The sequence below is a fragment of the Daejeonella sp. genome, from assembly GCF_049655485.1.
GTDB lineage: Bacteria > Bacteroidota > Bacteroidia > Sphingobacteriales > Sphingobacteriaceae > Daejeonella.
Genome location: NZ_JBASJU010000270.1, coordinates 1 through 24,948 on the forward strand (window position 1 = coordinate 1; position 24,948 = coordinate 24,948).

The window sequence follows — 24,948 nt, forward strand, 5'->3', positions numbered from 1 at the left end:
AATGCTTTAACTCTGCCTGAATAACCTCCCGCAAGAATAGCATCTCCAACTTTCAAAGTTCCTGCCTGGATTAATACGGTAGTTACAATACCACGTCCTTTATCCAGAGCCGCTTCAATTACTGTTCCTACTGCACGTTTATTTGGATTAGCTGTGAGCTCAAGCATATCTGCTTCAAGCAATACTTTTTCCAATAAAAGATCAATGCCCATTCCTGTTTTACCTGAAATTTCCTGGCTTTGATACTTACCGCCCCAATCCTCAACAAGGATATTCATCGTTGATAACTGCTCGCGGATTTTATCTGCATTCGCGCCCGGTTTATCTACCTTACTGAAGGCAAATACAATAGGAACATTTGCAGCTTGAGCATGATTAATAGCCTCACGCGTTTGTGGCATCACGCTATCATCAGCTGCAATTACAATAATTGCGATATCTGTTACTTTTGCACCACGTGCACGCATCGCCGTAAAGGCTTCGTGACCTGGCGTATCTAAAAATGTTATTTTTCGTTCGTTTTCGAGAGTTACTTCATAAGCACCGATATGCTGCGTTATTCCTCCTGCTTCGCCTGCGATTACATTTGTTTTACGAACAAAGTCAAGCAAGGATGTTTTACCGTGATCGACGTGTCCCATTACGGTTACGATTGGCGCTCTTGGTATTAATGAGGCTTCATCATCTTCCTCTTCAAGCATTCCGCTTTCTTCATCTTCGGGCTTCACAAACTCTACTTCGTAGCCAAACTCATCAGCTACAATCGTAAGGGTTTCCGCATCCAATCTTTGATTGATCGACACGAACATACCCAGACTCATACACGTTGAAATAATCTGTGTTACAGGCACATCAAGCATTAACGCCAACTCGTTTGCGGTTACAAACTCAGTTACTTTAATGGTTTTAGACTGCATTTCCAGTTCCATTGCTGCTTCTTCAGCAGTTTGGGCAACGTCATCACGTTTCTGGCGGCGTAGTTTTGCACGTTGTGCGAATTTTCCGGATTTTCCTGCACCGCTCAAACGGGCTAGTGTAGCTTTTATCTGGTCTTGTATCTCTTTATCTGTAGGCTCAGCTTTTGGAGTACTGTCGGTTCTCGCTTTGTTCCTGAAATCAGGTCGTGCGGTACCGCCAGCCGTTCCCTGGCCGGGCCTTGTATTTCTAAAATCAGGACGGTTACCCTGGTATCCTCCACCTGCTCCGGGAGCTGGTGCGGGACGAGGCGCTCCTGGCTGCTGACCTCCAGTTTGTGGGGGCTGGCCTGGAGCATTGTCCTTACGTTTACGTTTTCTTTTGTGATCAGCACCTGCGGCACTTGATGAAGAGGCTACCGGCTGTCCGCGACGTGCCGGTGTAACTGGCAATTCAATTCTCCCAATTACATTCGGGCCAGTCAAGCGCTCGGCTTTCGCCCTTATAACTGTGGCGTCAGGGTTACTCTCCTGGGTATTTGGCTTGTTTTCAACCTTCTCATCAGCTTTCGGTGCTGGCGGTGTTTCAGCTTTTATTTCTGGAGCTGGAGCCGGAGTTTTTTCTACTTCAGCAACCGGACTTACCGCCGGGGCGGGCTTTTCCACTTCTTTAACCTGCTCAACAACCGGTTTAGCAACTAGTTCAACAACTTTTTCAGGGACTGGCTCTGGTTTTGGCTCTACCGCTTTTACTGCCTCTACCGGCTTAGGTGCTACAGGGGCTTCAGGTTTAATTTCAACAACTGGCTTTTCCGCTTCTGCAGCTTTTTTCTCAGGACGAGTTTTCGAGTTAAGATCGTCTAAATTAATCTTTCCGACGATTTTAACGCCTGGTAAAGCACCAACTTCAACCTTCGGCTGTTCCGCTACAGGCTCTGCCGGAGCAGGTTTTGGCTTCTCAACAACCGGAGGAGTGTAGGAACTAACGTTCTTGATCAGGATTTCTTCCTGTTCGAAATCTTTCGAACGCGATACAGGTTCAACTTTTTCCGGACTAACCGGGAGGTCATCACGGCGGATCTTGCCAATTACAATCTGTTTGGCTTCTTCCTTAACGGTTTTATCACCCTGGTACTCCTTCAAAAGAACATCATACATCTCATCGGTGAGCTTCGTGTTCGGACGGGGTTCAACTTTGAAACCCTTTTTTCCTAAAAACTCAACCGCTGTAGATAGACCAATATTCAGCTCCTTCGCAGTTTTAAGTAAATTTGTGCTTTTACCTTCTGACATTTATTATTTAACCTCGCTTATTTTTGTACAAAAGTACATTATTTGTTTCAGTATCAAGAATCAAGTATCAAGTATCAAGATGAATTCCTGCTAACTTTGTACGTCTTATTATACTATATTAACGTAAAACGTATAACGTAAAACGTATAAATTTTACTCAAACTCTGATCTCAGAATTTCTAATACATCTTTTACAGTGTTATCTTCAAGATCGGTTCTTTTAACTAGTTCTTCAACGGTCAGAGCCAGAACAGATTTTGCTGTATCAAGACCTACACGTTTAAACTCATCAATAATCCAACCTTCAATTTCATCTGAAAACTCTTCGATATCCACATCCTCATCATCCTCATGAGCCTCACGGTAAACATCGATTTCATAACCAGTCAGCTTACCCGCTAATTTAATATTATGACCACCACGTCCGATAGCAAGGGAAACCTGATCAGGCTTTAAGTAAACAGCGGCCCTCTTTTCCTCGTCGTCAAGTTTGATGCTTGTTATCTTTGCAGGACTAAGTGCACGTTGTATGTATAAGGAGATATTATTGGTATAGTTTATTACATCAATATTCTCATTTTTCAATTCGCGTACGATACCGTGTATCCTGGAACCTTTCATCCCAACACATGCTCCAACCGGATCGATTCTATCATCATAAGATTCAACCGCAACTTTAGCACGTTCTCCTGGCTCACGAACGATTTTTTTGATGGTGATTAAACCGTCAAAAATCTCTGGAACTTCCATTTCAAACAGACGCTGAAGGAATTCTGGTGCAGTACGGGAAATTATAATTTTAGGATTGCCGTTAAGCATATCTACTTTATCAATTATAGCACGAACTGAATCTCCTTTTTTGAAATAATCAGCAGGAATTTGCTCGGTTTTAGGAAGCAAAAGCTCATTGCCTTCATCATCAAGGACAAGAGTTTCTTTTTTCCAAACCTGGTAAACTTCTCCGGTTACAATCTCGCCTACGCGATCTTTATACTTTTTGAAGATTTCATCCTTCTCCAATTCAAGAATCTTAGAGACCAGTGTCTGACGTGCGGCAAGAATTGCCCTCCGTCCGAAACTTTCAAGAGTAATTTGCTCAATAAAATCATCACCAACTTCCAGGTCCGGGTCAATTGCCTTCGCTTCAGCAAGCTCAATTTCCAGATCATCATCTTCAGAAAATCCATCTTCCATTACAGTACGCGTACGCCAGATCTCCAAATCCCCGTTGTCTGGATTGACAATGACGTCACAATTTTCATCATTACCGTATCTCTTGCGCAACATGCTGCGGAAAACCTCTTCCAACACACTAATAACCGTAGGACGGTCAATATTCTTGAAGTCCTTAAACTCCTGGAATGAATCGATTAAATTAATATTGCTCATTTTTTTATTGAATTTGTCAGTCCGGGACTGACGTTATTTAAAACTCACTAAAACCTTTGTTTCTACTATGTCTGTAAAAGGAATTACATTCTGTACCAGCACCGCCTTCTTGCCTTTTTCCTTTATATTCTCTTCAATAGTTATCCCTGTTTCGTCTGCTGCTAAAAGCTTTCCTTCATGTTTAGCTCCATCGATCAACTTAACACTCAGCAAACGGCTTATATTTTTTTGGTATTGTCTTGCCGACTTCAACGGAGTATCAAGGCCCGGAGAAGACACTTCTAAATTGTAAGCCTGCTCAATTGCGTTTTCCTCTTCGAGATGAAAGCCAACGTGACGGCTTATCGCTACACAATCCGTAATTGCAACCCCATTATCGCCATCCACTAAAATAGTAAGAAGACCCCCGCCGTGCATCTGGACATCAACCAAAAACAGATCCGGACGATCAGCAATTTTTTCTTCTACTAGTTCAATAACCCTCTTCTCAATGCTCATATCAACCTTTTTTATCCTAATCAAAAAACAGGATGGTAAAAAAAGAGCCCCGATAATGTCGGGGCTCTTCTCAGATCGGATGCAAATATAATAAAACAATTGTAGATTACAAACTAGTAAGTTAGAAGGAATTAGGGAATTTGGAAATGAGAGAATTTGGAAATGAGGAAATTAGAGAATGAGCAAATTGGGGATTGAAAAAATTGTGGATTGAACAAATTGGCGGGACTCTACTTAAGGCGAAATTGGGAGTAGAATACTGTCATTTAATAGAGAATTTGTATTCAAGGAAACCATCTGATGGCGTTAGGTCACGTTTTGAAATTATGTCCTCAGGCTCCTCCAGAATATCCTTGGTATAGCAACGCGAAAAGTAAATTTTCCCATTGGTGAATCCATTTTTGGGCACAAACGCTACCAGGCTGTCTCCTACAGTATAAGATCCTTCGATCGCGTTTTGGAAATCCCTCATTTCCAAGTCTTTTGGTTCTTCATAAACAGCGAAAAAATCTTTCCACTGGTCATTATCCAATGAATCGGCACTTAATTCTTCTAAGATATTCAAAGGGATATCATAAAGTTCTACTGATGAACTGTCGGGCGATAATCTGATCTTAATACCTGAATTGGCCGTTTTAACTGTATCCGCACTTCCGCACCCCGAAAGTGTTAGAAAAATAATTGCCGGAATGTGAAACAGATTTTTCAACTTCATGGTTAAATTATCTAAAAACTAAGCTAATCATTATGAGACTAATCATTGAAATTTTATTAATGGGTGTGGCAGTCGCGATCGCGGCTTATCTGCTCCCTGGAGTAAGCGTCGACGGGTTTTGGAGTGCCCTTATCGCAGGAGTACTGATTGCTTTAGCGAATGCTACTATCGGGACTATTCTGCGTATTCTGACTTTCCCAATCAATTTCTTAACGCTTGGTTTAATGTCATTCATTATAACCGTTCTTATGGTATTGTTGGTTGATAATCTGATGGACAGTTTTAACACCGCCGGCTTCCTTTCTGCATTGCTATTTGCAATACTGTTATCGGTCTTGAATATGATATTCTCAGCTGTTGGCTCTGATAGAGATTAAGTTTACATCTGCCTGCCGGTTTAATTAGGATTTATCCCGGCAGGCAGTTCGTTATTCGTAATTTTTAATTCATTCCTTCCCAACAACCTCTTCCGTAGCCCTCACAACACTCGGAGCTGGATCTTTTTTAGTTATCTCAAATATATCCCTGTTGTTTTGCGTTCCGTAAACTTTACCAAGAATACTTACCGCATCCGCGCGAACGTGAGAAACCTCATCTTTTAAAGCAATATTCCTTATCTGTTCATAAACAGACTTCTGTTCATCCGAACTAAACTTATCAACAACCGATAAAGATGCAGACCTGATAAACCAATTTTTGTCTTTCATGGCTTCAACTATAGCAGTTTTAGCAAGTGGGATATCTCTCATTTGCAATAACATCATAATCGCTTCAAAGCGATCCATAAATAGGGGGGCGTTCCGGTATTGAAAGACATATTGTTCCAAAGTCTTCATTTCTGATTTCTCACCGAGAATATATCTTTCTGCATCTGTGTTTACCAGATCAGGGACGACTTGTGAGGGGAAAATGAATGTCTGTTCCTGCTTATCAAGTACAACTTCCTTTCGTTCAACTTTCCCATCCGAGTAAATATCAATCGCCATAGGAATCCGATAGAGGGGAGATTTCGAAAGCTCCTGTTTCTGGATTATAGTGACAGCTATCTCTTTTTTATCTGGACTATAGTTGCTTTGAATGTTTAAAATTGGGTGGCCTGAAGCAAGAAACCATTGATTAAAAAACCAATTCAGATCCATTCCACTAACTTCTTCGAATGCTAGTCTTAGATGATGAATTTCCGCATTTTTATAAGCATTACGTGTTAAATAAAGATTCAGTGCCTTGAAAAAAGCTGAATCTCCAACAGTTTTACGCAACATATGAAGGATTCTACCGCCTTTCTGATAACTGATTTCATCAAACATTTGTTCACGATCTGCATAATCAAAACGGATTACATCAGGGTTTTTCTTACGGTCGCCAGACAAATACGTAGTAAGATCCTCAAGCCCTTTGAAATCGGCAACATCTCTTCCGTACTTATGTTCTTCCCATAAATACTCGCCATAGGTAGCAAAGGATTCATTTAGAGGAAGATTTGACCAGGATTCAGCCGTTACCAAATTGCCAAACCATTGATGAAATAGTTCATGTGCAATAATATCCTCGTGATTTTCATCCAGGTACTGGCCAGCCGACATACTCATCCTGTCAAAAAAGACTGTGGCGGTGGTATTCTCCATTGCACCACTAACGAAATCACGGACGACAATCTGTGAATATTTATCCCATGGATAATCAATTCCTAATTTGTTCGAATAAAACTCGATCATTTCAGGAGTTTTTCCGAATACCAGCTTTGCGGTTGAGGCATAAGCGGGCTCCGTGTAATAATTTACTTCTTTTTCCCGCCACATTTCTTTAGTGACGGTAAAGTTTCCGACAGCAATCATGGTGAGGTAGGTAGAATGAGGCTGTTCCTGCCTCCAGCTATCTGTTCTGGTGCCGTTCCCGTTAAGCGTTGAATATTCAAGTGTGCCGTTAGAAAGGCTCACATAATCATTAAGGACGGTTAAATTGATTTCCTGCGTCATTTTTTCCTGCGGATCATTTATGGTAGGAAACCAGCTTGAATTGCATTCGGTTTCGCCCTGGGTCCAGATCTGCTTCGGCTTATCTTTATCTTTACCGTCTTTATTGATGAAATAAATTCCCCTATCGCCCGCAGAGGAAATATCCTCACCCACCTTCAATTTATTTGGCATTGCTACATAGTCAATTACTACTGTGTACTTCTGCTCACTTGTATAGATCTTATCGAGTGTGATAGTTAGCTTCTTCCCATTATAAGTATAGCGCAAAGGTTGCTGTTCGTTTTTAGTCAGAAGGTTGATTTGATTGATCCTAAAGCCATTCGCATCCAGAGTGATTTGATCAGACGAATAGAAATATGGCTTTGCCTGGATTGTTGCCTTACCATAAACGTAAGCACTATCCCAATTAAAACTTAAGTCTAATTTCGTATTGATTATGTCGCTGAGCCGCGTATAACTTCCGCGATAAACATTTAAACCAGGGGCATTTTCGTTTATTGTAATCGGGTCAAGATTCACCATTTTCGGTGTAGAGCACGACATTAGAACAATCGCAGTGAAAAGACTGCAACATAGGATATTTATATTTCTCATAGATTAGTTCTCGGCGAGCATTGCCTCGATAGTCTTTTCAAACTCCTGCACAAATTCAGTATAATATTTGCCTGTTCCGGGCCCGTTGAAGCCAGTATGAATTTTTCTAACTTCACCTTTTTTATCGATAATTATTAAGGTTGGGAAGGCCTCGAAGCTGTTAAGCATAGGCAAACTTAATAAGACATCGGCCTTGTCTTTAGTATAACCTGTGATAAGCATCTGGTAGGGCACATTAAATCGTTTGTGTAAACGCTCCACATTTTGTTTTGAACGCTCAAAGTCTTTGGTACGTTCGTAGGCTAATCCAATTATTTCTACACCTTTCTTATTGTACTTATTATAAAAGGGTACCAGATAGGCGGTTTCATCCATACAATTTGGACACCAGGAACCGAAAAATTGGACGAGTACCACCTTGTTTTTATATTTCTCATCAGATAGTGAAACTTTTCGGCCATCTAAAGCTGGAAATGTAAAGTCAATTTTCTTAAGACCGTCTTTTAAGGCGGTCAACGTATATGCGTCTGGAAGAATCGCGTTTTCATCTTTACTGGCCCACCAGTTTTCTACCCCGGCAAAACCTGAATAGAATTTACCATCAAGTATGGTGCTGTCATTTTGAATATTTGCGGTAAACAGGTATGCATTTCCACCATCAAAACAGGAGAGGTATAACTTATTATCGGAAACTGTTCCCTCCAGAAAACGATAATCGCCTGTACTAGTTAAAAAAGTTCCGGTTAATCGGCCATTCTCTTCAAGGAATTCACCCACAGCAATTGTAGTATCTGTCGAATCAATGCTTGTAAAAGTTGTAGACCAGCGGCCTGCGATATTTGCACTAGAGTTTTTATTGGCTTTAAAAAAGCGCCAGTCGTCCCCAGCTTTCGCATTGAATTCCATAACTGTACTACTATCTGCAAGATGCTTAATCCACGTTCCAGTTAAAATACCCCCTTTGTTTTTGGCTCTTATTTCCGAATCAAAAAGCGGCATTTGGATAAATACTGAATCGGAATTGAATGTGATTTCATCAACCCGAAATCGCTCTTTGCCGTTAATAATAGTGATATACCTGACATCCGCAGAGTCATGCAGCTCGAAATTAAAAGGTATTTCGGCAGCTGAACTGGTCTTGAGTGTGGCTCTCCAAATACCCGGCTTCAATTCGGGATTTGACGGTTTACACGATGAAATTGCGACTAATAGTAGAAGTACATGTGCAAAGTTCAGAGTAAATTTCATCTTTTTAAATTTTCTATTTCAAAACTTCACGGGATATAATGATGCGTTGTATTTCAGATGTACCTTCATAAATCTGGGTGATCTTTGCATCCCGCATTAAACGTTCTACGTGATATTCCTTAACAAAACCATAGCCGCCGTGTATCTGCACGGCTTCAACCGTAACTTTCATCGCCACCTGTGAGGCGTATAATTTTGCCATAGAACTTGCCTGGGCATAAGGTAGTCCCTGATCTTTCAACCAGGCTGCCTTAAGACATAACATCCGGGCAGCTTCAATTTCTGTGGCCATATCTGCCAGTTTGAACTGGATTGCCTGATGGCCTGAAAGTGATTTGCCGAAAGCCTTCCTCTGTTGTGAATAGTTTAAAGCCAACTCATAAGCTCCGGATGCAATGCCCAGGGCTTGTGAAGCAATACCTATTCTTCCCCCTTCAAGCGTTTTCATAGCAAATTTAAAACCAAAACCATCCTCTCCAATCCTGTTTTCCTTAGGAACTTTAACATCGGTAAACATCAACGAGTGGGTGTCAGAACCTCGTATACCCAGCTTGTTCTCTTTTGGTCCAATCGTAAAACCAGGCATCCCCTTCTCCACTATTAAAGCGTTTATCCCCTGATGCCTTTTTGCCGGGTTAGTTTGCGCAATAACCAGATAAGTTGAAGCAGAGCTTCCATTTGTAATCCAATTCTTCGTACCGTTGAGCAGATAATGATCGCCCATATCTATGGCACTTGTTTGCTGAGAAGTTGCGTCGGAACCAGCTTCAGGCTCTGAAAGGCAAAAGGCTCCGATTTTCTCGCCAGCAGCCAAAGGCTTTAGATATTTTTGCTTTTGCTCTTCTGATCCATATTGCTCAAGACCAAAACATACAAGGGAATTGTTAACAGAAACCACAACCGACGCAGATGCGTCAATCTTGGATAGCTCTTCCATGGCGAGCACATAGGAAACGGTATCAAGGCCTGCTCCGTTGTAGAAAGGATCGACCATCATCCCTAAGAAACCGAGTTCGCCTAGCTTTTTTACCTGTTCAGCGGGAAATTTCTGATGTTCGTCGCGTTCAATGACACCAGGTTTCAATTCAGTATTTGCGAAATCCCGTGCCGCATCGCGGATCATTAATTGTTCCTCTGAAAATTCGAAATACATAGATAATTGGTTAGGTCAACAAAAATAAACTTTCGCCGCTAGATTATTGCCTAAAAGCGCATTAACAAAATTAATTCGGCTCAATCAGTTAAGAGCTTTTATTTTCTGTTCGATCAGTGTAGTAGAATAACCCGGAATATAGTCGAGTGTTTGAACACTGCCGCCATTTTGGATAACCGTGTCGGAACCCACAATCTGATCAATAGTGTAGTCTGCCCCTTTCACGAGAACATCCGGCATAACGATTTTTATAAGTTCTAAAGGGGTTTCATCGTCAAAAAAAACCACTGCATCAACAAAAGAAAATGATGCAAGTACTAAAGACCGTGATCTTTCATCTGTGATTGGCCTTGACGGCCCTTTAATGCTCCTGGTTGATTTATCAGAATTTAAACCTATGATCAACTTATCGCCAAGATCAGCAGCTTTTGCCAGATAGTCGATATGTCCGAGATGGATTATATCGAAACATCCGTTAGTAAAAACGATTTTTTTTCTTTGAGAACGCCAGACATTAATACCGGATTTAAGCCGGTCCAGATCAAAAATTTTCTCTTCCAAATTTTTAAGCTTGCTCATCATGGGGTTTTTTAGATGGTCTGATCATGAGCAAAATTACACTTATTGCTCCTCCAAAAAGCACTAAAAGTGTTTGAGATGAATGGATGAGCAGGGCATATGCCAGGCCATCGCTTCGGGCGATATCATAAACGATAAGCCCCTCAGATACCATGTAATGAAAAGCTCCAATTCCACCCTGTACCGGAACAATCATGCCGAGACTACTGAACACCAAAACCGACAATGCAGCGAGCATCCCAAGGCCGGCTGTAGACCCAAGAGCAAAGAAGCATAGATAGGTAGATAAGCCGTATAAAAACCAGATAGCTATCGAGCAAATAATAAATCCGGTTTTATTATTTAAGTCTTTGACAGACAAAATGCCGCTCCTCATTTCAACAAATAATTTGAAGAGCTTGTTCCTGATTCCCCACTTCTCTTTTTTCATCAATAGATAAAAAAATCCTATTGCAAACACAAGTATTAAAACGGCGAATAGTAAAATGGTGAAGTTTACGGTGCTGTCATTCAGCTTTGCAACAACATTATTGTACAGGAAATCTGAGAGGAGATCAAACTGCAGCATGATACCCAGGGCTATAACTATCATCAACATAAGCAAGTCGACGATACGTTCTACAATTACGGTTCCTATGAGCTTTACAATTGGAATTCTATCAGTTTTATTAATGACACCGCAGCGCGACACTTCACCCATTCGGGGAAAAGCAACGTTGGCCATGTATCCAATAAATACAGCATAAGAAGTGTTTAATAAGGAAGGATTGCCATGTCCCAGTGAAATAATCATCATGCGCCAGCGGACCGCCCTTAAAATATGAGCAAGAAAACAAGCTGCAACTGATGCTAGTACCCATTTGTAATCAGCTTTCTTAAGATCGGAGATAAGCTGGTCTACGTCTTGTCCTCTAAAAGCGAGATACAGTAAAGCGATACCGATGGTCAGTAAAACTATGTATTTGAATGCTGAAATATATCGTGTCAATGGTTTTTGGTTTAAAGGATCATGTTGTCGATGATCCGGATACTGCCCACTCTTGCTGCCACGAGGGCAATAATATTTTCATTTTCTTTGGAACTGGCTGGTTCAAAGGTACGGGCATTAAATAATTCGAAATACTCTACCTTAATTCCCCTGGCTTTGGATAGATAATCCATTGCATTTTTTCTCACATCTGAGATGCTCAAAGTGTTAAAGTCTTCTTTTGCTTTGGTTAAAGCCTTAATCAAAGAAAGAGCATTTTGCCGGTCTTCTGCAGACAAATAGACGTTCCTGGAACTCATGGCTAAACCGTCCACTTCACGGATAATTGGGCATCTGATGAGCTGAACTTTAATATTAAGCTTATTCACCATGTACGATATCACTACAAATTGCTGGAAGTCTTTCTGCCCAAAAAAGGCATAATCGGGTCTTATAATATCAAAGAGTTTCTTAACAATTTGGGTTACTCCCTGATAGTGGCCGGGCCTGATTTCTCCTTCCAGGATATTATCGAGGTGATCCAGTTCAATATGCCATTCATCGCTGCTGTTGTACATCTCATCCACCTCAGGGAGAAAGAGTACATCGCAATTTGCCTCTTTCAGCTTCTCTATGTCAGCTTCTATCGGCCGTGGATAATTTTCCAGATCCTTCTTATCATTGAACTGGGTTGGATTAACAAAAATGCTACAAACTACAATATCGGCCTTTTTACGGGCAGCGTCGATGAGTGATAAATGTCCCTGATGTAAAGCACCCATGGTAGGTACATACCCCACCGAAATCCCCTTAAGCTTTAAAGTTTCTAAATAGTTGTAAACTTCGGCCCGGGTCCTGAAAATTTTCAAAATAGATTTAAGTTAATTGACCCCAAAAATGGTTAAATACTTAAATACCACCAAAACAACTTGCTTAAATCGTTGATTATTGTCTATATTTTGCTTACCTTTGCTGTTCCAAAACTTTTCTTAACCCTTAATTTAATCAAATTGGAGATGGCAAAAACGAAGATTCTTTTTATTACCCATGAGATGTCGCCTTTCCTTGAACTTACCAAAATTTCTGAGATCACCCGTCAGCTTCCACAAGCTATGCAGGACAAAGGATTTGAGATCCGGATTTTAATGCCCCGTTTTGGTAATATTAATGAACGCCGTAACCGGCTGCACGAAGTAATTCGTCTTTCAGGGATGAACATTATTATAAACGATAATGACAACCCGCTAATAATTAAGGTAGCATCTATTCCATCTGCCCGCATGCAGGTATATTTCCTTGACAACGAGGAATATTTCCAAAGAAAACATGTATTTGCCGATGGAAGCAACAAGTTTTACGAGGACAATGATGAGCGGACGATATTTTTCTGCAAAGGTGCATTAGAGACTGTTAAAAAACTTGGCTGGTCTCCTGACGTAGTTCATTGTCATGGATGGATGAGCGCCCTTGTTCCTGCTTATTTAAAAACCATATACAAAGACGATCCTACTTTCAAGAACTCCAAGGTAGTGTATTCTGTATATGATGAATGTTTTACAAGCAACCTGAATCCGGCATTTGCTACAAAAGCAATCATGGGAGGAATGAGTGCGGAACACACAGAAATCTATACTGATGCAACAAATACCGCTCTGAACCTTGGAGCAATTTCCTATTCGGATGCCGTAGTATATGCAAGCGAAAACATCTGCGATGAAGTGTTAAAGTTTGTTAAAAAAGGCAATAAACCGACTTTGGAATTCAATTTAACATCAGATTTCGAAAATTATTATAACCTTTACGAAGAAATAGCTGACGAAGAGCTGGTCTCTTTAGCTTAAAGTGAATCGCTGTTGATATCTTGAATTGGCGCTATTATACGTCAGTTTCAGGGAGTTATTCCAGCTTTTAAATCAAACGTAATACAGATGAAATTATACAAACTGGACTTATTAACGCTGTTGATAAGTCTTTTTATTTTTAGTGGTTGTCAGAAAACCGATACAATAGGGTTAGACGTGGACCCTTCTACGGATATTTCAGGAACATTTATGGACACCGTGACCGTCAGATCAAGCACAGTTCGTGAAGATTCGGTCTTAACCAATTCACTGAGGCAATATCCGTTGGGATATTTTAATGACCCAATATTTGGAAAAACTTCTGCTAATATTGCACTCTCGTTGAATATGGTTAACGCAAGTACAACTTTTGGTACTGCACCAGTTTTGGATTCTGCGGTGCTTATTCTTCACTACGGGGATGAGTTTTATGGGGATAGTACTTCCAAATTTCAGATAGAAGTAAGACAACTCGCTGAGCCACTAAACAGGGCTAAAAACTATTACAATCAAACAGGTTTCAATGTTAACTCAACTATTATAGGCAACCAGCTTGTAACAATACGTAGAAAAGACAGCGTTAAGGTAACTGAGATTATTACTGGCAAAGCAGATGTTGTTAAAACAAGGGCTCCACAGATCCGTATTCCTTTAAACTCATCATTCGTTAATAATAATTTCATTAATGCTGCCGCGACTAATTTTAGCAGCCAGGCTTTGTTCACGAAATTTATTAAAGGCCTCCATCTAAAAGTTAACGAGGCTCAAAGTACCGGCCCGGGTGGTATTGCATTTCTAAACCTTAGCGATTCAAGCAGGCTCGATATTTATTATAAGACGACCACCGGAACAACAATTGATACAACTAAAGTTTCCTTTCCTATAAGAAATGGAAGCGAACCGGTTGCTGCCCAATTTACACATGACTATTCTGGTACAAACGTTCAAACCCAGCTAAATAATCCTAACACACAGTACGATTTTACTTATGTACAAGGCCTGGCTGGCCTCCGTACCAAAATCAAATTCCCACATCTTGATAAATTAAAGGAACTTGGCAACATTACAATTAATAAAGCTGAGCTGATTGTGTCTGTAGTTGGAGGTACTGATAATTATAAACCGGCTCCACGCTTGTTGATGTACACAACTGATATAGCCAGTCAAAGGCAATTTATTGCTGACTTTGGTACAAATCCATCCGTTGCATTAACTGATTTCGAATTCGGCGGATTTTATGATGCGACTAACAAACGTTATAAGTTTGTGGTTACAACATATCTTCAGGATATCCTAAAAGGTAAATCAAAGCAGTACGATACATTTATTGCACCGGTGAACGTCTCTTACAGCCGTCAGTTAGGACCTGTTGCTTCGGGAACTACTGCTTCCAGAACTGTCATCGGAAGTGGAAAAAACGGTGTAATGTACAAGATGAAATTAAATATTTTTTACAGCAAGATAAATTAACTCCTTAGAGCAATAGTTTACGTTCCCTTTTAAGTAAATTCGACACTTTAAACTCAAAAAAATGTGTGGAATTGTTGGATACATTGGCTTTCGTGAAGCCTGGCCTATTATCATTAAAGGACTTCATAGACTCGAATATCGCGGTTACGATAGTGCCGGTGTTGCCTTAATAGATGACACCCTCAATATCTATAAGAAGGCCGGTAAAGTCAGCGACCTTGAAGGCTCCGTAGCAGGGGAGAACCTCGGCGGTAAAATCGGGATGGGCCACACACGCTGGGCCACACACGGTGAACCCTCTGATAGAAACTCACACCCTCACACTTCAAGTGACGGAAGCCTCGCAATAATTCACAATGGTATCATTGAAAATTATTCGACACTTAAAGAAACCCTGATTTCACGCGGTCACCATTTCAAAAGTGACACGGATACTGAAGTTCTGATTCATTTAATTGAAGATATACGGGATCAAACAGATTTGGATCTCAGAGAAGCCGTAAGGATTGCATTAAGCGAGGTGGTTGGCGCATATGCAATTGTGATAATGGATAAAAACAATCCTGATGAGCTCATTGCAGCCCGTAAGGGCAGTCCGATGGTTCTCGGTGTTGGAAAAGAAGAATACTTCATTGCTTCTGACGCCTCCCCAATTATCGAGTACACAAAAAATGTGGTTTACCTGAAAGATAATGAAATTGCATACATACGTCGGGATGAACTACTCCTCAAGAACATCGACAATGTAGTTCAAATTCCCTATGTTCAGGAACTTGAGCTGAAGTTGGAAATGCTTGAAAAAGGCGGATTTGAGCATTTTATGCTTAAGGAAATCTATGAGCAGCCCAGGTCAATCAAAGATTGTATGCGCGGGCGGATTTATCCATCTTCCGGCCAGGTTCAATTAGGGGGTATTAAAGAATATGCCGAAAAATTGAAAAATATTGACCGAATCATCATAGTTGCATGCGGCACATCATGGCACGCGGGTCTTGTGGGGGAGTATCTTATTGAAGAATGTGCAAGAATCCCTGTGGAAGTTGAATATGCTTCAGAATTCAGATACCGTAACCCGATAATTTCTGAAAAAGATATTGTTATAGCCGTGTCCCAGTCAGGAGAAACCGCTGACACCATGGCTGCCATTGAACTTGCAAAGGAAAAAGGTGCAACTATATTTGGCATTTGCAATGTGGTTGGTGCTTCTATTCCGAGATTAAGCCACGCAGGGGTGTATACCCACGCAGGTCCGGAAATTGGTGTGGCTTCAACGAAAGCTTTTACCGCCCAGGTCACGGTCTTAACACTGATGGCGCTGTATATGGCTCAGCAAAGGGGTACCATTGCTCAGAGTAAGCTAATTGATTTATTAACCGAACTAGATAATATCCCTACCCTGGTTGAAAAATGCCTGGAATCTAATGAAAGCATCAGAAAAATCTCTGAGCAATTCAAAGATGCACGCAATTTTCTTTTCCTGGGTCGTGGAAGCGGTTTTCCAGTAGCACTTGAAGGTGCATTAAAGCTAAAAGAGATCTCTTATATCCACGCAGAGGGATACCCGGCCGCTGAAATGAAACACGGGCCGATAGCTTTAATAGATGAAGAAATGCCAGTAGTATTTATCGCTACGAAAAACTCTTCATATGAAAAGGTTATAAGCAATATCCAGGAAGTGAAAGCCAGAAAAGGAAAAGTTATAGCAATTGTTACCGAAGGGGATTCTGTCGTGCGAAAAATGGCTGATTATACCATTGAGATACCCGATGCAGATGAGATTTTCTTACCTATGCTTGCTACTATTCCACTTCAGTTGCTTTCCTACCATATTGCAGTACTACGTGGTTGTAACGTTGATCAGCCACGTAATTTGGCGAAATCAGTAACGGTAGAGTAAATTTTTATGGAAATTGACGTTTCAGTCGTTTACCCAGGTAATTAAATTGTAGTATGCAGATTCATATTCTTAAGTCAAAAATTCACAGAGTTACTGTAACAGACGCAGATCTTAACTATATAGGCAGCATAACTATAGACGAAAATCTGATGGACGCAGCAAATATTGTTGAGAACGAAAAGGTACAAATCGTCAACAACAATAACGGTGAGCGCTTTGAAACTTATGTCATCACCGGTGAAAGAGGAACGGGTACGATCCAGCTTAATGGCGCAGCTGCGAGGAAGGTTATGAAAGGTGATATTCTGATCATTATTTCCTACGCGATCATCGATGCTTCCGACGCGAAAACCTTTAAGCCTACAATTGTATTTCCGATAGAAGGAACCAACCTTTTAAAATAGGGTTCAAAAACAGAATGAAAGCTGTTTTCGTGTAATCCAGATCTCAGACGTGAGTAAGATCAAGCTTCGAAATGTGTTTTTGACGAGGAAGATATTAACTTTTCGATCTCAGTCATTTCGGTATCTGTCAGATAACGCCATTTACCAACCGGAAGATCAAGTTTAATATTCATTATCCGGACGCGCTTTAATTTTGTAACCTTATAATCCAGGTATTCACACATTCTCCGTATCTGGCGGTTCAAACCCTGTGTAAGTACAATCTTAAAACGGTTGCCACTTAGTTTCTCAACCTTACACTTTCGTGTGATCGTGTCTAGAACCGGAACTCCATTCTGCATTTTAGCTATGAAATCCGCCGTCACCAGCTTATTGACAGTAACGATATATTCTTTTTCGTGATTATTACGTGCGCGCAGGATTTTATTAACTATATCGCCATCACTCGTAAGTAGGATTAAACCCTCACTAGGTTTATCGAGCCTGCCAATTGGGAAAATACGCTTGGGATATTTTATATAATCAATAATGTTATCTTTCTCGACTTTCGTATCAGTAGTACATACAATTCCTATTGGCTTATTAAACGCAATATAAACCGGTTTTTCGTCTGGTTTAGAAACTAGTTTTCCGTCAACCTTCACAACATCTCCCTCCACTATTTTGGTGCCCATTTCCGGTACAACTCCATTAATAGTCACTCGATTTTGAAGAATAAGATTATCAGCTGCTCTTCTGGAACAATATCCAATCTCACTTAAGTATTTATTTATTCTGGTAGATTTTCCTTCATCCATTATACAGAGCTTATCGGCAAATTTAAGAACAAAGAACAAGGAGTAAAGAATAAAGACATGTCATCTTTCACTTTATAGGTATCCAAACGCAGAACAGGTAGCTTAATATATAGACCTACCCAATAATAACTACCTTTGTATAGACAAAATCTATATTATGACTATTGTCCAATTAGAATATATCGTAGCTGTAGATACTTATCGAAGCTTCGGAACAGCTGCTGAAAAATGCTTTATTACTCAGCCCACCATGAGTATGCAGGTTCAAAAATTGGAGGAAGCTCTTGGTGTAATACTTTTCGATCGAAGTAAACAGCCTGTGGTACCCACTGAAATCGGCATAGAAATTATAGAACAGGCCAGGATAATTCTAAAGGAATCTTACAAAATAAGGGAACTCATTAGCGATCGGAAAGGGGAGGTGGAGGGGGAACTTAGAATTGGCATAATCCCAACCATGGCACCATACCTTATGCCTGGTGTTATATCCAGTTTCATGACAAAATATCCTCGGGTACATCTGCATATCTGGGAATACACTACTGAACAAATTATTCATGAGCTAAAGAACGGATTACTGGATTGCGGAATCTTATCTACTCCAGTTAAAGATAAAAGTCTTCAGGAAAACCCCCTGTTTTATGAATGTTTTGTTGCCTACTTATCTAAATCCAGTATCCTCAATTCTAAAAAAAATCTTGATCCGAAGGATATTGATCTTAACGAACTTTGGCTGCTCAATGAGGGACACTGTATGCGAAATCAGATACTAAACATTTGCAACAAGGAAAAATCCGCCCAAATAAAACCATTCCAATATAACACCGATAGTGTTGAAACCTTGAAACGAATGGTAGACATGAATAAGGGTGTAACCCTCTTGCCCGAACTATCTATGGCCGACTTTTCCGTCAAGCAACTGGACCGAGTACGCTATTTTAAATCACCCCAGCCTTCGAGAGAAATAAGTATCGTAACTCATAGGAATTTTCTCAAAAAGAGATTGATCTCGATTTTAGAACAGGAGATTATGGCCACAATACCAAGACGGATGCACACTAAAAACAAAAAGGAAATACTGGAAATTTATTGACTATCTCCTGCCTCTGAATTTAGAAAGCAGCCAAAGAACTAATGCAATAATAATTACGACTATAATAATTCCTGTATAGGCTCCGGCTTTAAAAATATCGCCAACCAGTTCACAGCTTGACAATAAGGTGATAGCAAAAAGAGCAATGACTGAATATAATTTCTTCATGGTTATAAAATTAAAAAAGTGATGTATCATTTAAATACATCACTTTTAGAATAAAGTTTGATATGGTGACCTATTATTTTGCTTTTGTATACAGTTCAGCTACTGCATCCCAGTTAACAACATTCCAAAAAGCGGCAATATAATCCGGCCTTTTATTTTGGTATTTAAGATAATATGCGTGTTCCCAAACATCCATTCCCAGTATCGGTGTGCCCTTTACTTCGGCTATGTCCATCAAAGGATTATCCTGGTTGGGAGTTGAGCTAACCTGAACTTTTCCATCGCTCCCTACACTCAACCAGGCCCAACCTGAGCCAAAGCGCGTAGCACCGGCTTCAGCAAATTTTTTCTTAAACTCATCGAATGATCCGAACGCTTCATCAATCGCCTTCGCCAGATCGCCGGAAGGTGCTCCCCCTGCATCAGGTGCCATAATAGACCAGTAAAGGGTGTGATTGAAGTGGCCACCACCATTATTTCTAACAGCAGCTGGATACTGCGAAACATTTTTCTGAATATCTTCGATGCTTTGTTTTTCACCATCTGTTCCAGCCAAAGCCTTATTTAAATTGTCAACATATGCCTGGTGGTGTTTTCCATGATGAATTTCCATGGTGGCTTTATCGATATGTGGTTCTAAAGCGTCAGTCGAATAAGAAAGCGCAGGTAGTTCAAATGCCATGTGATTTTAATTTTAAGTTTAACGTTATTGATTAAACAAATATAACCCTCTAATGTTGGAAATTATTCAATTTTATGTCACTATTTGTTTCGTTTTGCGATAAAAAAATCTTTCATGAGCTGGGCTGCATCATTCGCCATTATTCCACTTATCACTTCCGTTCGCGGATGGATGATACGTTCCCTGATCGAAGAGAATCCCCTTTTTGAATCATGGGCTGCAAACACTATCTTGCTTATTTGAGTCCAGTAAGACGCGCCGGCGCACATCACACAGGGCTCTATGGTTACGTATAATGTACAATCCTTCAAGTACTTCCCCCCAGTATAATTCGCAGCAGCAGTAAAAGCCTGCATCTCAGCATGTGCCGTAACATCATTAAGCTGTTCAGTGAGATTATGTCCACGTCCAATTATTCGTCCGCCGTGGACAATCACGGCACCAATAGGTACTTCATCCAGTTCGAGTGCTTTCCGGGCTTCTTTTAAAGCTTCCTGCATAAAAAATTCATCCTGGGACAAGGCAGGACCATCGGAAAAATTGATGTATTTCATGGGTTAAAACTAGGCAATTTCCGAAGTAAATGATTAAGGAACCAAGAGCAAAGATGAAGGACAGGTCTGCATCCAATTAAAATAAAAAAGCGAATACTAGTTATTGATGACGACAAAGACATCTTGACGATCTTAGACATCAACTTTGACGATGAGGGCTATGAGGTAATTCTTTTAAGAAAGCGGACCGCACCTTGTTTCTTCTTATCTCCACAAAATATATCACTAATTAATTAGATCAAAGCTGACCCGTTTGGAACTCGCCGTTCTATTGATGCCAATATTATCTCACCCTGCGCGTCAGCAAAACCAGTAACTAAAAACTCGGATCTAAAATTAGCAATCTGCTTTACCGGGAAATTGACGACTCCAATAATTTGGCGGCCAATCAATTCTGTTTTTGTATAATGTTTTGTGATCTGGGCGCTGCTCCATTTAGTACCCAATTCCCCGAAGTCAACTTTTAGCTGATAAGCCGGTTTTCGTGCTTTCGGAAAATCAAGAACTTCAAGTACAGTCCCAGCCCGCAGCTCTACTTTTTCAAAATCTGACCATTGAATTTGTTCCATACAGTAAAGGTAAAAAGATGTAGCAATTTGTAGACGTCATCAGTGTTTCTGCTATCCAAAACCATTTCAATCAATATTGTACCTTTGGGTCATGTATTCGATTAAGTTAAAAAAGGGCAAAGAAAAAGCGGTAAGGCAGTTACACCCCTGGGTATTTTCAGGAGCTATAGACCAGATTAAGGGCAATCCGAAAAACGGGGATGTCGTGATGGTTACAGACAGTAATAACGGTTTCTTAGCCTACGGGTTTTTTAACGACAAATCCCGTGTTGCTGTACGGCTATTGGAATGGAACGTGGAGACTGAAATCAATGAAGACTGGTGGAGGCATAAAATAAGGAAGGCAGTACAAAGCAGGGAAAATTTAGCCAACGAAGACACTAATACCTATCGGCTGATTTTCAGTGAAGCTGATTTTATACCTGGTCTGATTGTAGATCGCTATGCCGATTTTCTCTCTGTACAGGTATTAACAAGCGGTATTGAAAGGATAAAGCCGATAATCATAGACGAACTGCAAAAGCTTTTAGACCCAAAAGGGATATTTGATAGAAGCGATGCTTCTGCAAGGGCCCATGAAGGCATGGATGCATCTTCAGGGGGTATATTGGCAGGCCTTGAGCCGCCTGAATTCGTTAGTGTAAAAGAGAATGGCATTTTATACCATGTTAATATTGCCGATGGTCAAAAGTCAGGTTTCTATTGTGATCAGAGAGACAATCGCAGACTTGTGGCTAATTATTCCAACGGAAAAAAGATATTAGATTGTTTTTCCTATTCCGGAGGCTTTAGTCTTAATGCATTCAGGGCAGGTGCAAAAGAAGTGATGAGTGTTGACAGCTCGGCACTTGCTATAGATACGCTAAAGAGAAATATAGAGATAAATGGTTTTAATCATATTCCTCACAGGCTGATTCAATCTGATGTAAATAAACAACTGCGTATTTTCCGGGAAGAAAATGAAAAATTTGACCTGATTATTCTCGATCCTCCGAAATATGCGCCTTCGCGCTCTGCATTAACAAAGGCATCACGAGCGTATAAGGACCTTAACCGACTTGCAATGCTTCTTTTAACCGAGGGCGGCCTTTTAGCCACCTTTTCTTGTTCCGGCGCTGTGGATATCAGTATTTTCAAACAAATCCTAGCCTGGGCGGCCCTTGATGCCGGTAGAGAGGTGCAATTTATAGATCAATTTGCCCAGCCCTCTGATCACCCGGTGAGATCATCTTTCCCGGAAGGGGAGTATTTGAAGGGCTTGTTGTGTAGGGTAAGTTGAAATGGAACAAAGAACAAGGAACAAAGAACAAGGAGCAAAGAATAAGGATCGGGGGACTTAAGATTGGAAAGGATACTAAAACCCTTTGCAGCGGACATGTAACAAGTCCCTAGGTATCGCCAAACTCGTCCAAAATATGAGGGTTCATTAGTCTTTGTTCTTTGCTCTTTGTTCTTTTGTCCTATTCCGGTACGTTCTTAAGTTTAACCGGCTTATTTTTATCTTTCTTCATTTTCAGATTCAGCATCTCAACAAGTACAGAGAATGCCATTGCGAAATAGATATATCCTTTAGGAATATGCTGTTCGAAACCTTCTGCAAGAAGTGAAACTCCAATTAGAAGCAGGAAAGATAATGCGAGCATTTTAACAGTGGGATGCTTGTTTACGAAATCGCTTATACTACCTGCAGACAACATCATAACGATTACGGCAATTACAACAGCAGCAATCATCACTCCGATAGAGTCAGCCATACCCACGGCAGTTATAACGGAATCTAAAGAGAATACGATATCAAGAATCAGGATCTGAACGATTACTCCACTGAAAGTCACCACTGCCTTTGTTTTCACATCATGCTCATCGCCTTCGAGTTTCTCATGAATTTCGCGAGTACTTTTATAGATAAGAAAGAGTCCCCCGATGATCAGGATAAGATCTCGTCCCGAAATTGCTAGTTTTTCAAACCATTCTCCCGAAGTTAGGCCAATCCATTCTCCCATATTGAAGAGTGGTGAAGTTAACTGCATAATCCAGCTAAGCGAAAGCAGGAGCAGGACCCGTGTTACCATTGCCAGAGCAAGGCCAATACGGCGGGCCTTTTTTTGTTGGTTTTCGGGAAGCTTGGACGCCATGATTGAAATAAAGATGATATTATCTATTCCAAGCACTATTTCAAGCACTGTAAGAGTAACAAGAGATATCCAGATCTCAGGATTTGAAAGCCATTCCATATTTTAGAGTTTGAGCAAAAGTAAATATTTGTGATTATTATCAACAAAAAAACCTTCCGGAAGTTCCGAAAGGTTTAATTTAATTTCTGATTAATGTAAACTACAGGAATTTTACTCCTCCATAATTGGATTTTATGATAATTTTTGAATCGGATCCTTTCCCCATGCTACCCTTATATGTTTTTGTAGGGCTCCAGCTCTTCGACTTGCCCGGATCGGCCAACTGGTTTACTAAATCCATTTTCTGATCATTATAGTTGAAACCAGCATAGCTTACCGTTACATCAAAATTGAAATCTGCATTTTCATCTATTCCAAGGGTCACCCCCGAATACGAGGAATTGATATAAAGATTCTTAACATCTTTATCAACAGCGTCGATTTTGAAGCCACTGGCATAAGCCAGCTCAAAATTTCCGCCGCCAGAAAGTTTGCTGATTTTAGCGCCACTATATTTTATCGTAGCATTAACTTTCTCTGCATTCACAAGTTTCAAGCTTCCATAACTTACGGCCAGGTTGCCGTTTGAGTAATCCGCCATGTTTACTGTGCCATAGCTGACCTTGATCTGATTAGCCGGGTTATCCAGCTTACCGGCAGTAAACGAACCATAAGAACTATTGATATTCACGGGACCAGCAAAATCTGGCACCGTAGTGCCTCCATAACGATTGGTAATATCCAAAGCATTCTTTGCCGGCATATAAACCATGTAATTAACCTGAACGCCGCGGCGTTCTTCTTTGCCATTTGTAACACGAGACCACATGTTTGTCGATGTTTTATCAAACGTAGTTTTAAAACTTATCACATTATCCGCGCGAGTGTCCGTAATATTTACAGTTTCGAGCAACTTTGCCGCGTCACTCTCGCTAGCTTCAAATGCCTTTACTTCCACATCTACTTTGATTTCGTTTTTAGCCCATGTGTGGATAACAACTTTTCCGAACTGATTATTTATTGCCAGTTTATCATTCCTGTCGACAGCATAAGACTTGCTGATGATACGGGTTTTTTCTGCAGTTCCATTGTATTCGCTTCCAGGCTCCGGATCTGTTCTATCGTGCCTGTTGCCAATAATTATTTCGATATCTCCGACTTCGTTTTCAATATTCTCTACTTCCCGGCCAACTTCGTCAGCTACCGTGCTTATGGCAACACCCACTTTTTCGAAATCTATTTTATTTATCTCTAAAGCCACAGTCCGAAACAAGTTCGAAATCTCATTTGAGATGTTGCGGGTATCTATTTTAATGGTAGTGGTTTTATCACCCTTTTTCTCAGACTGGCCATAGGCTACGCTCGCGAAAAGAATACAGACAGCGAGAACCGATATTTTCTTAAATCTGTTGTGTTTCATTTTTTTGTTCTTTTTTAACGTTATTAATTTGCTGAATTATACTGAGCTGCTGATTTAATAATTCAGTCTGGATCTGCAAATTTCTAATCATCGCTTTTACCGTTTCTTCCTGATTAGGACTGCCCGGAAGATCACTTTTTAAATTCTGATAATTCGCATCCATCTTCCTGATCTCAGCTGAGAACTCGCTGTATAATTGCGGTTCTTGCTTTTCGATCTGTTTAAGCTCATTTCTTTTAGTTTCAATTAAGTTGGTGTAGTGAATCTGCTGTTTTGCCAGCTGTGGATCAATGTTGCTTAGATCCGACGATTCATTTTTTTGGTACTGGTAACCCCATAAGCCGACTCCCAGGACAATAATTATCGTCGCCGCCAGGTTGAGCAAAGAGCTCAAACGCACTACTTTCACTTTCTTAGTACCCGAACTCGCAGAATCTGTTTCCATCTCATCAAGCCGCTTCTCAATCTTTTCCCACAATGCGGGCGGAGCATCGTATTGATCAAATTCCTTTTTATTGTCTCTGATAAAATTTTCTAATCGATCTTTCATCTT

General features: G+C 40.5%; 25 protein-coding genes. 7 read left to right on the forward strand and 18 right to left on the reverse strand.

All coding sequences use genetic code 11. From position 1 onward, the window contains the following. From WBJ10_RS11480 to WBJ10_RS11495, 4 genes are all read right to left on the reverse strand, one after another. A partial coding sequence (locus WBJ10_RS11480) for a translation initiation factor IF-2 N-terminal domain-containing protein (protein WP_424290412.1) occupies positions 1-2,207 on the reverse strand: 2,207 nt, incomplete at its 3' end. Positions 2,208-2,360: 153 nt separating this feature from the next. Then, the gene (nusA, locus tag WBJ10_RS11485) at positions 2,361-3,596 is read right to left on the reverse strand and encodes a transcription termination factor NusA (RefSeq protein ID WP_424290414.1); all 1,236 of its coding nucleotides are present in this window, start codon (positions 3,594-3,596) and stop codon (positions 2,361-2,363) included. Between the two features lie 33 nt (positions 3,597-3,629). After that, positions 3,630-4,094 carry a ribosome assembly cofactor RimP gene (rimP, locus tag WBJ10_RS11490; protein ID WP_424290416.1) on the reverse strand — a complete coding sequence of 155 codons (465 nt, stop codon included), beginning with the start codon at positions 4,092-4,094 and terminating at the stop codon, positions 3,630-3,632. A 262-nt stretch (positions 4,095-4,356) separates the two neighbouring features. Then, positions 4,357-4,809 carry a hypothetical protein gene (locus WBJ10_RS11495; protein ID WP_424290418.1) on the reverse strand — a complete coding sequence of 151 codons (453 nt, stop codon included), beginning with the start codon at positions 4,807-4,809 and terminating at the stop codon, positions 4,357-4,359. 32 nt (positions 4,810-4,841) lie between these two features. On the opposite strand from WBJ10_RS11495, the gene WBJ10_RS11500 reads away from it, so the two are divergent. Next, positions 4,842-5,186: a phage holin family protein gene (locus WBJ10_RS11500; protein WP_424290420.1), complete on the forward strand. Its 345-nt coding sequence runs from the start codon at positions 4,842-4,844 to the stop codon at positions 5,184-5,186. Between the two features lie 69 nt (positions 5,187-5,255). On the opposite strand, the gene WBJ10_RS11505 is transcribed toward WBJ10_RS11500, so the two are convergent. From WBJ10_RS11505 to panC, 6 genes are all read right to left on the reverse strand, one after another. Further along, the gene (locus tag WBJ10_RS11505; RefSeq protein WP_424290422.1) at positions 5,256-7,379 is read right to left on the reverse strand and encodes a M1 family metallopeptidase; all 2,124 of its coding nucleotides are present in this window, start codon (positions 7,377-7,379) and stop codon (positions 5,256-5,258) included. Positions 7,380-7,382: 3 nt separating this feature from the next. Further along, complete coding sequence (locus tag WBJ10_RS11510) at positions 7,383-8,627, reverse strand: peroxiredoxin family protein (protein ID WP_424290424.1); 1,245 nt, start codon at positions 8,625-8,627, stop codon at positions 7,383-7,385. A gap of 13 nt (positions 8,628-8,640) precedes the next feature. Continuing rightward, the gene (locus tag WBJ10_RS11515) at positions 8,641-9,780 is read right to left on the reverse strand and encodes an acyl-CoA dehydrogenase (RefSeq protein ID WP_424290426.1); all 1,140 of its coding nucleotides are present in this window, start codon (positions 9,778-9,780) and stop codon (positions 8,641-8,643) included. Between the two features lie 84 nt (positions 9,781-9,864). Continuing rightward, entirely contained in the window at positions 9,865-10,359 is a 495-nt protein-coding gene (gene rfaE2, locus WBJ10_RS11520) for a D-glycero-beta-D-manno-heptose 1-phosphate adenylyltransferase (protein ID WP_424290428.1), read from the reverse strand. After that, positions 10,346-11,347 (reverse strand): lysylphosphatidylglycerol synthase transmembrane domain-containing protein, encoded by a 1,002-nt coding sequence (locus WBJ10_RS11525; protein ID WP_424290430.1) that lies wholly within the window; start codon positions 11,345-11,347, stop codon positions 10,346-10,348. The genes rfaE2 and WBJ10_RS11525 overlap by 14 nt, the downstream gene beginning before the upstream one ends. Before the next feature lie 11 nt (positions 11,348-11,358). Next, positions 11,359-12,195, reverse strand: coding sequence for a pantoate--beta-alanine ligase (gene panC / locus WBJ10_RS11530; protein WP_424290432.1), 837 nt, complete (start codon positions 12,193-12,195; stop codon positions 11,359-11,361). A 147-nt stretch (positions 12,196-12,342) separates the two neighbouring features. Here panC and WBJ10_RS11535 point away from each other — a divergent pair, with 147 nt between their 5' ends. The 4 genes from WBJ10_RS11535 to panD all read left to right on the forward strand — a co-directional run bounded on the left by WBJ10_RS11535 (position 12,343) and on the right by panD (position 16,938). Beyond that, complete coding sequence (locus WBJ10_RS11535; RefSeq protein WP_424290434.1) at positions 12,343-13,167, forward strand: glycogen/starch synthase; 825 nt, start codon at positions 12,343-12,345, stop codon at positions 13,165-13,167. Positions 13,168-13,254: 87 nt separating this feature from the next. Beyond that, positions 13,255-14,637 (forward strand): DUF4270 domain-containing protein, encoded by a 1,383-nt coding sequence (locus tag WBJ10_RS11540; RefSeq protein WP_424290436.1) that lies wholly within the window; start codon positions 13,255-13,257, stop codon positions 14,635-14,637. A gap of 61 nt (positions 14,638-14,698) precedes the next feature. Then, complete coding sequence (glmS, locus tag WBJ10_RS11545) at positions 14,699-16,534, forward strand: glutamine--fructose-6-phosphate transaminase (isomerizing) (protein WP_424290438.1); 1,836 nt, start codon at positions 14,699-14,701, stop codon at positions 16,532-16,534. 53 nt (positions 16,535-16,587) lie between these two features. Further along, complete coding sequence (gene panD / locus WBJ10_RS11550) at positions 16,588-16,938, forward strand: aspartate 1-decarboxylase (RefSeq protein ID WP_424290440.1); 351 nt, start codon at positions 16,588-16,590, stop codon at positions 16,936-16,938. 59 nt (positions 16,939-16,997) lie between these two features. Here panD and rluF read toward each other — a convergent pair whose 3' ends face one another. Next, positions 16,998-17,735, reverse strand: coding sequence for a 23S rRNA pseudouridine(2604) synthase RluF (gene rluF, locus WBJ10_RS11555; RefSeq protein ID WP_424290442.1), 738 nt, complete (start codon positions 17,733-17,735; stop codon positions 16,998-17,000). Positions 17,736-17,892: 157 nt separating this feature from the next. Here rluF and WBJ10_RS11560 point away from each other — a divergent pair, with 157 nt between their 5' ends. Continuing rightward, a complete protein-coding gene (locus tag WBJ10_RS11560) occupies positions 17,893-18,828 on the forward strand; it encodes a LysR substrate-binding domain-containing protein (RefSeq protein ID WP_424290444.1) in 936 nt (311 codons plus the stop codon). Here WBJ10_RS11560 and WBJ10_RS11565 read toward each other — a convergent pair whose 3' ends face one another. The 4 genes from WBJ10_RS11565 to WBJ10_RS11580 all read right to left on the reverse strand — a co-directional run bounded on the left by WBJ10_RS11565 (position 18,829) and on the right by WBJ10_RS11580 (position 20,801). Continuing rightward, positions 18,829-18,996, reverse strand: a complete 168-nt coding sequence (locus WBJ10_RS11565; RefSeq protein ID WP_424290446.1) for a hypothetical protein — start codon at positions 18,994-18,996, stop codon at positions 18,829-18,831. It abuts the gene before it with no gap. 73 nt (positions 18,997-19,069) lie between these two features. Then, a complete protein-coding gene (locus tag WBJ10_RS11570; RefSeq protein ID WP_424290448.1) occupies positions 19,070-19,678 on the reverse strand; it encodes a superoxide dismutase in 609 nt (202 codons plus the stop codon). Between the two features lie 80 nt (positions 19,679-19,758). After that, positions 19,759-20,232, reverse strand: coding sequence for a nucleoside deaminase (locus WBJ10_RS11575; protein WP_424290450.1), 474 nt, complete (start codon positions 20,230-20,232; stop codon positions 19,759-19,761). A 233-nt stretch (positions 20,233-20,465) separates the two neighbouring features. Then, positions 20,466-20,801: a tRNA-binding protein gene (locus tag WBJ10_RS11580; RefSeq protein WP_424290451.1), complete on the reverse strand. Its 336-nt coding sequence runs from the start codon at positions 20,799-20,801 to the stop codon at positions 20,466-20,468. A 91-nt stretch (positions 20,802-20,892) separates the two neighbouring features. On the opposite strand from WBJ10_RS11580, the gene WBJ10_RS11585 reads away from it, so the two are divergent. After that, positions 20,893-22,080 carry a class I SAM-dependent rRNA methyltransferase gene (locus WBJ10_RS11585; RefSeq protein WP_424290453.1) on the forward strand — a complete coding sequence of 396 codons (1,188 nt, stop codon included), beginning with the start codon at positions 20,893-20,895 and terminating at the stop codon, positions 22,078-22,080. Between the two features lie 181 nt (positions 22,081-22,261). Here WBJ10_RS11585 and WBJ10_RS11590 read toward each other — a convergent pair whose 3' ends face one another. The 3 genes from WBJ10_RS11590 to WBJ10_RS11600 form a co-directional block, all read right to left on the reverse strand. After that, on the reverse strand, positions 22,262-23,035 hold the full coding sequence (locus tag WBJ10_RS11590) for a TerC family protein (protein ID WP_424290455.1): 774 nt from the start codon (positions 23,033-23,035) through the stop codon (positions 22,262-22,264). A gap of 100 nt (positions 23,036-23,135) precedes the next feature. Then, on the reverse strand, positions 23,136-24,395 hold the full coding sequence (locus WBJ10_RS11595; RefSeq protein ID WP_424290457.1) for a hypothetical protein: 1,260 nt from the start codon (positions 24,393-24,395) through the stop codon (positions 23,136-23,138). Beyond that, positions 24,376-24,945, reverse strand: coding sequence for a hypothetical protein (locus WBJ10_RS11600; protein WP_424290459.1), 570 nt, complete (start codon positions 24,943-24,945; stop codon positions 24,376-24,378). Before WBJ10_RS11600 ends, WBJ10_RS11595 begins: the two co-directional genes overlap by 20 nt. Positions 24,946-24,948: the final 3 nt, after the last annotated feature.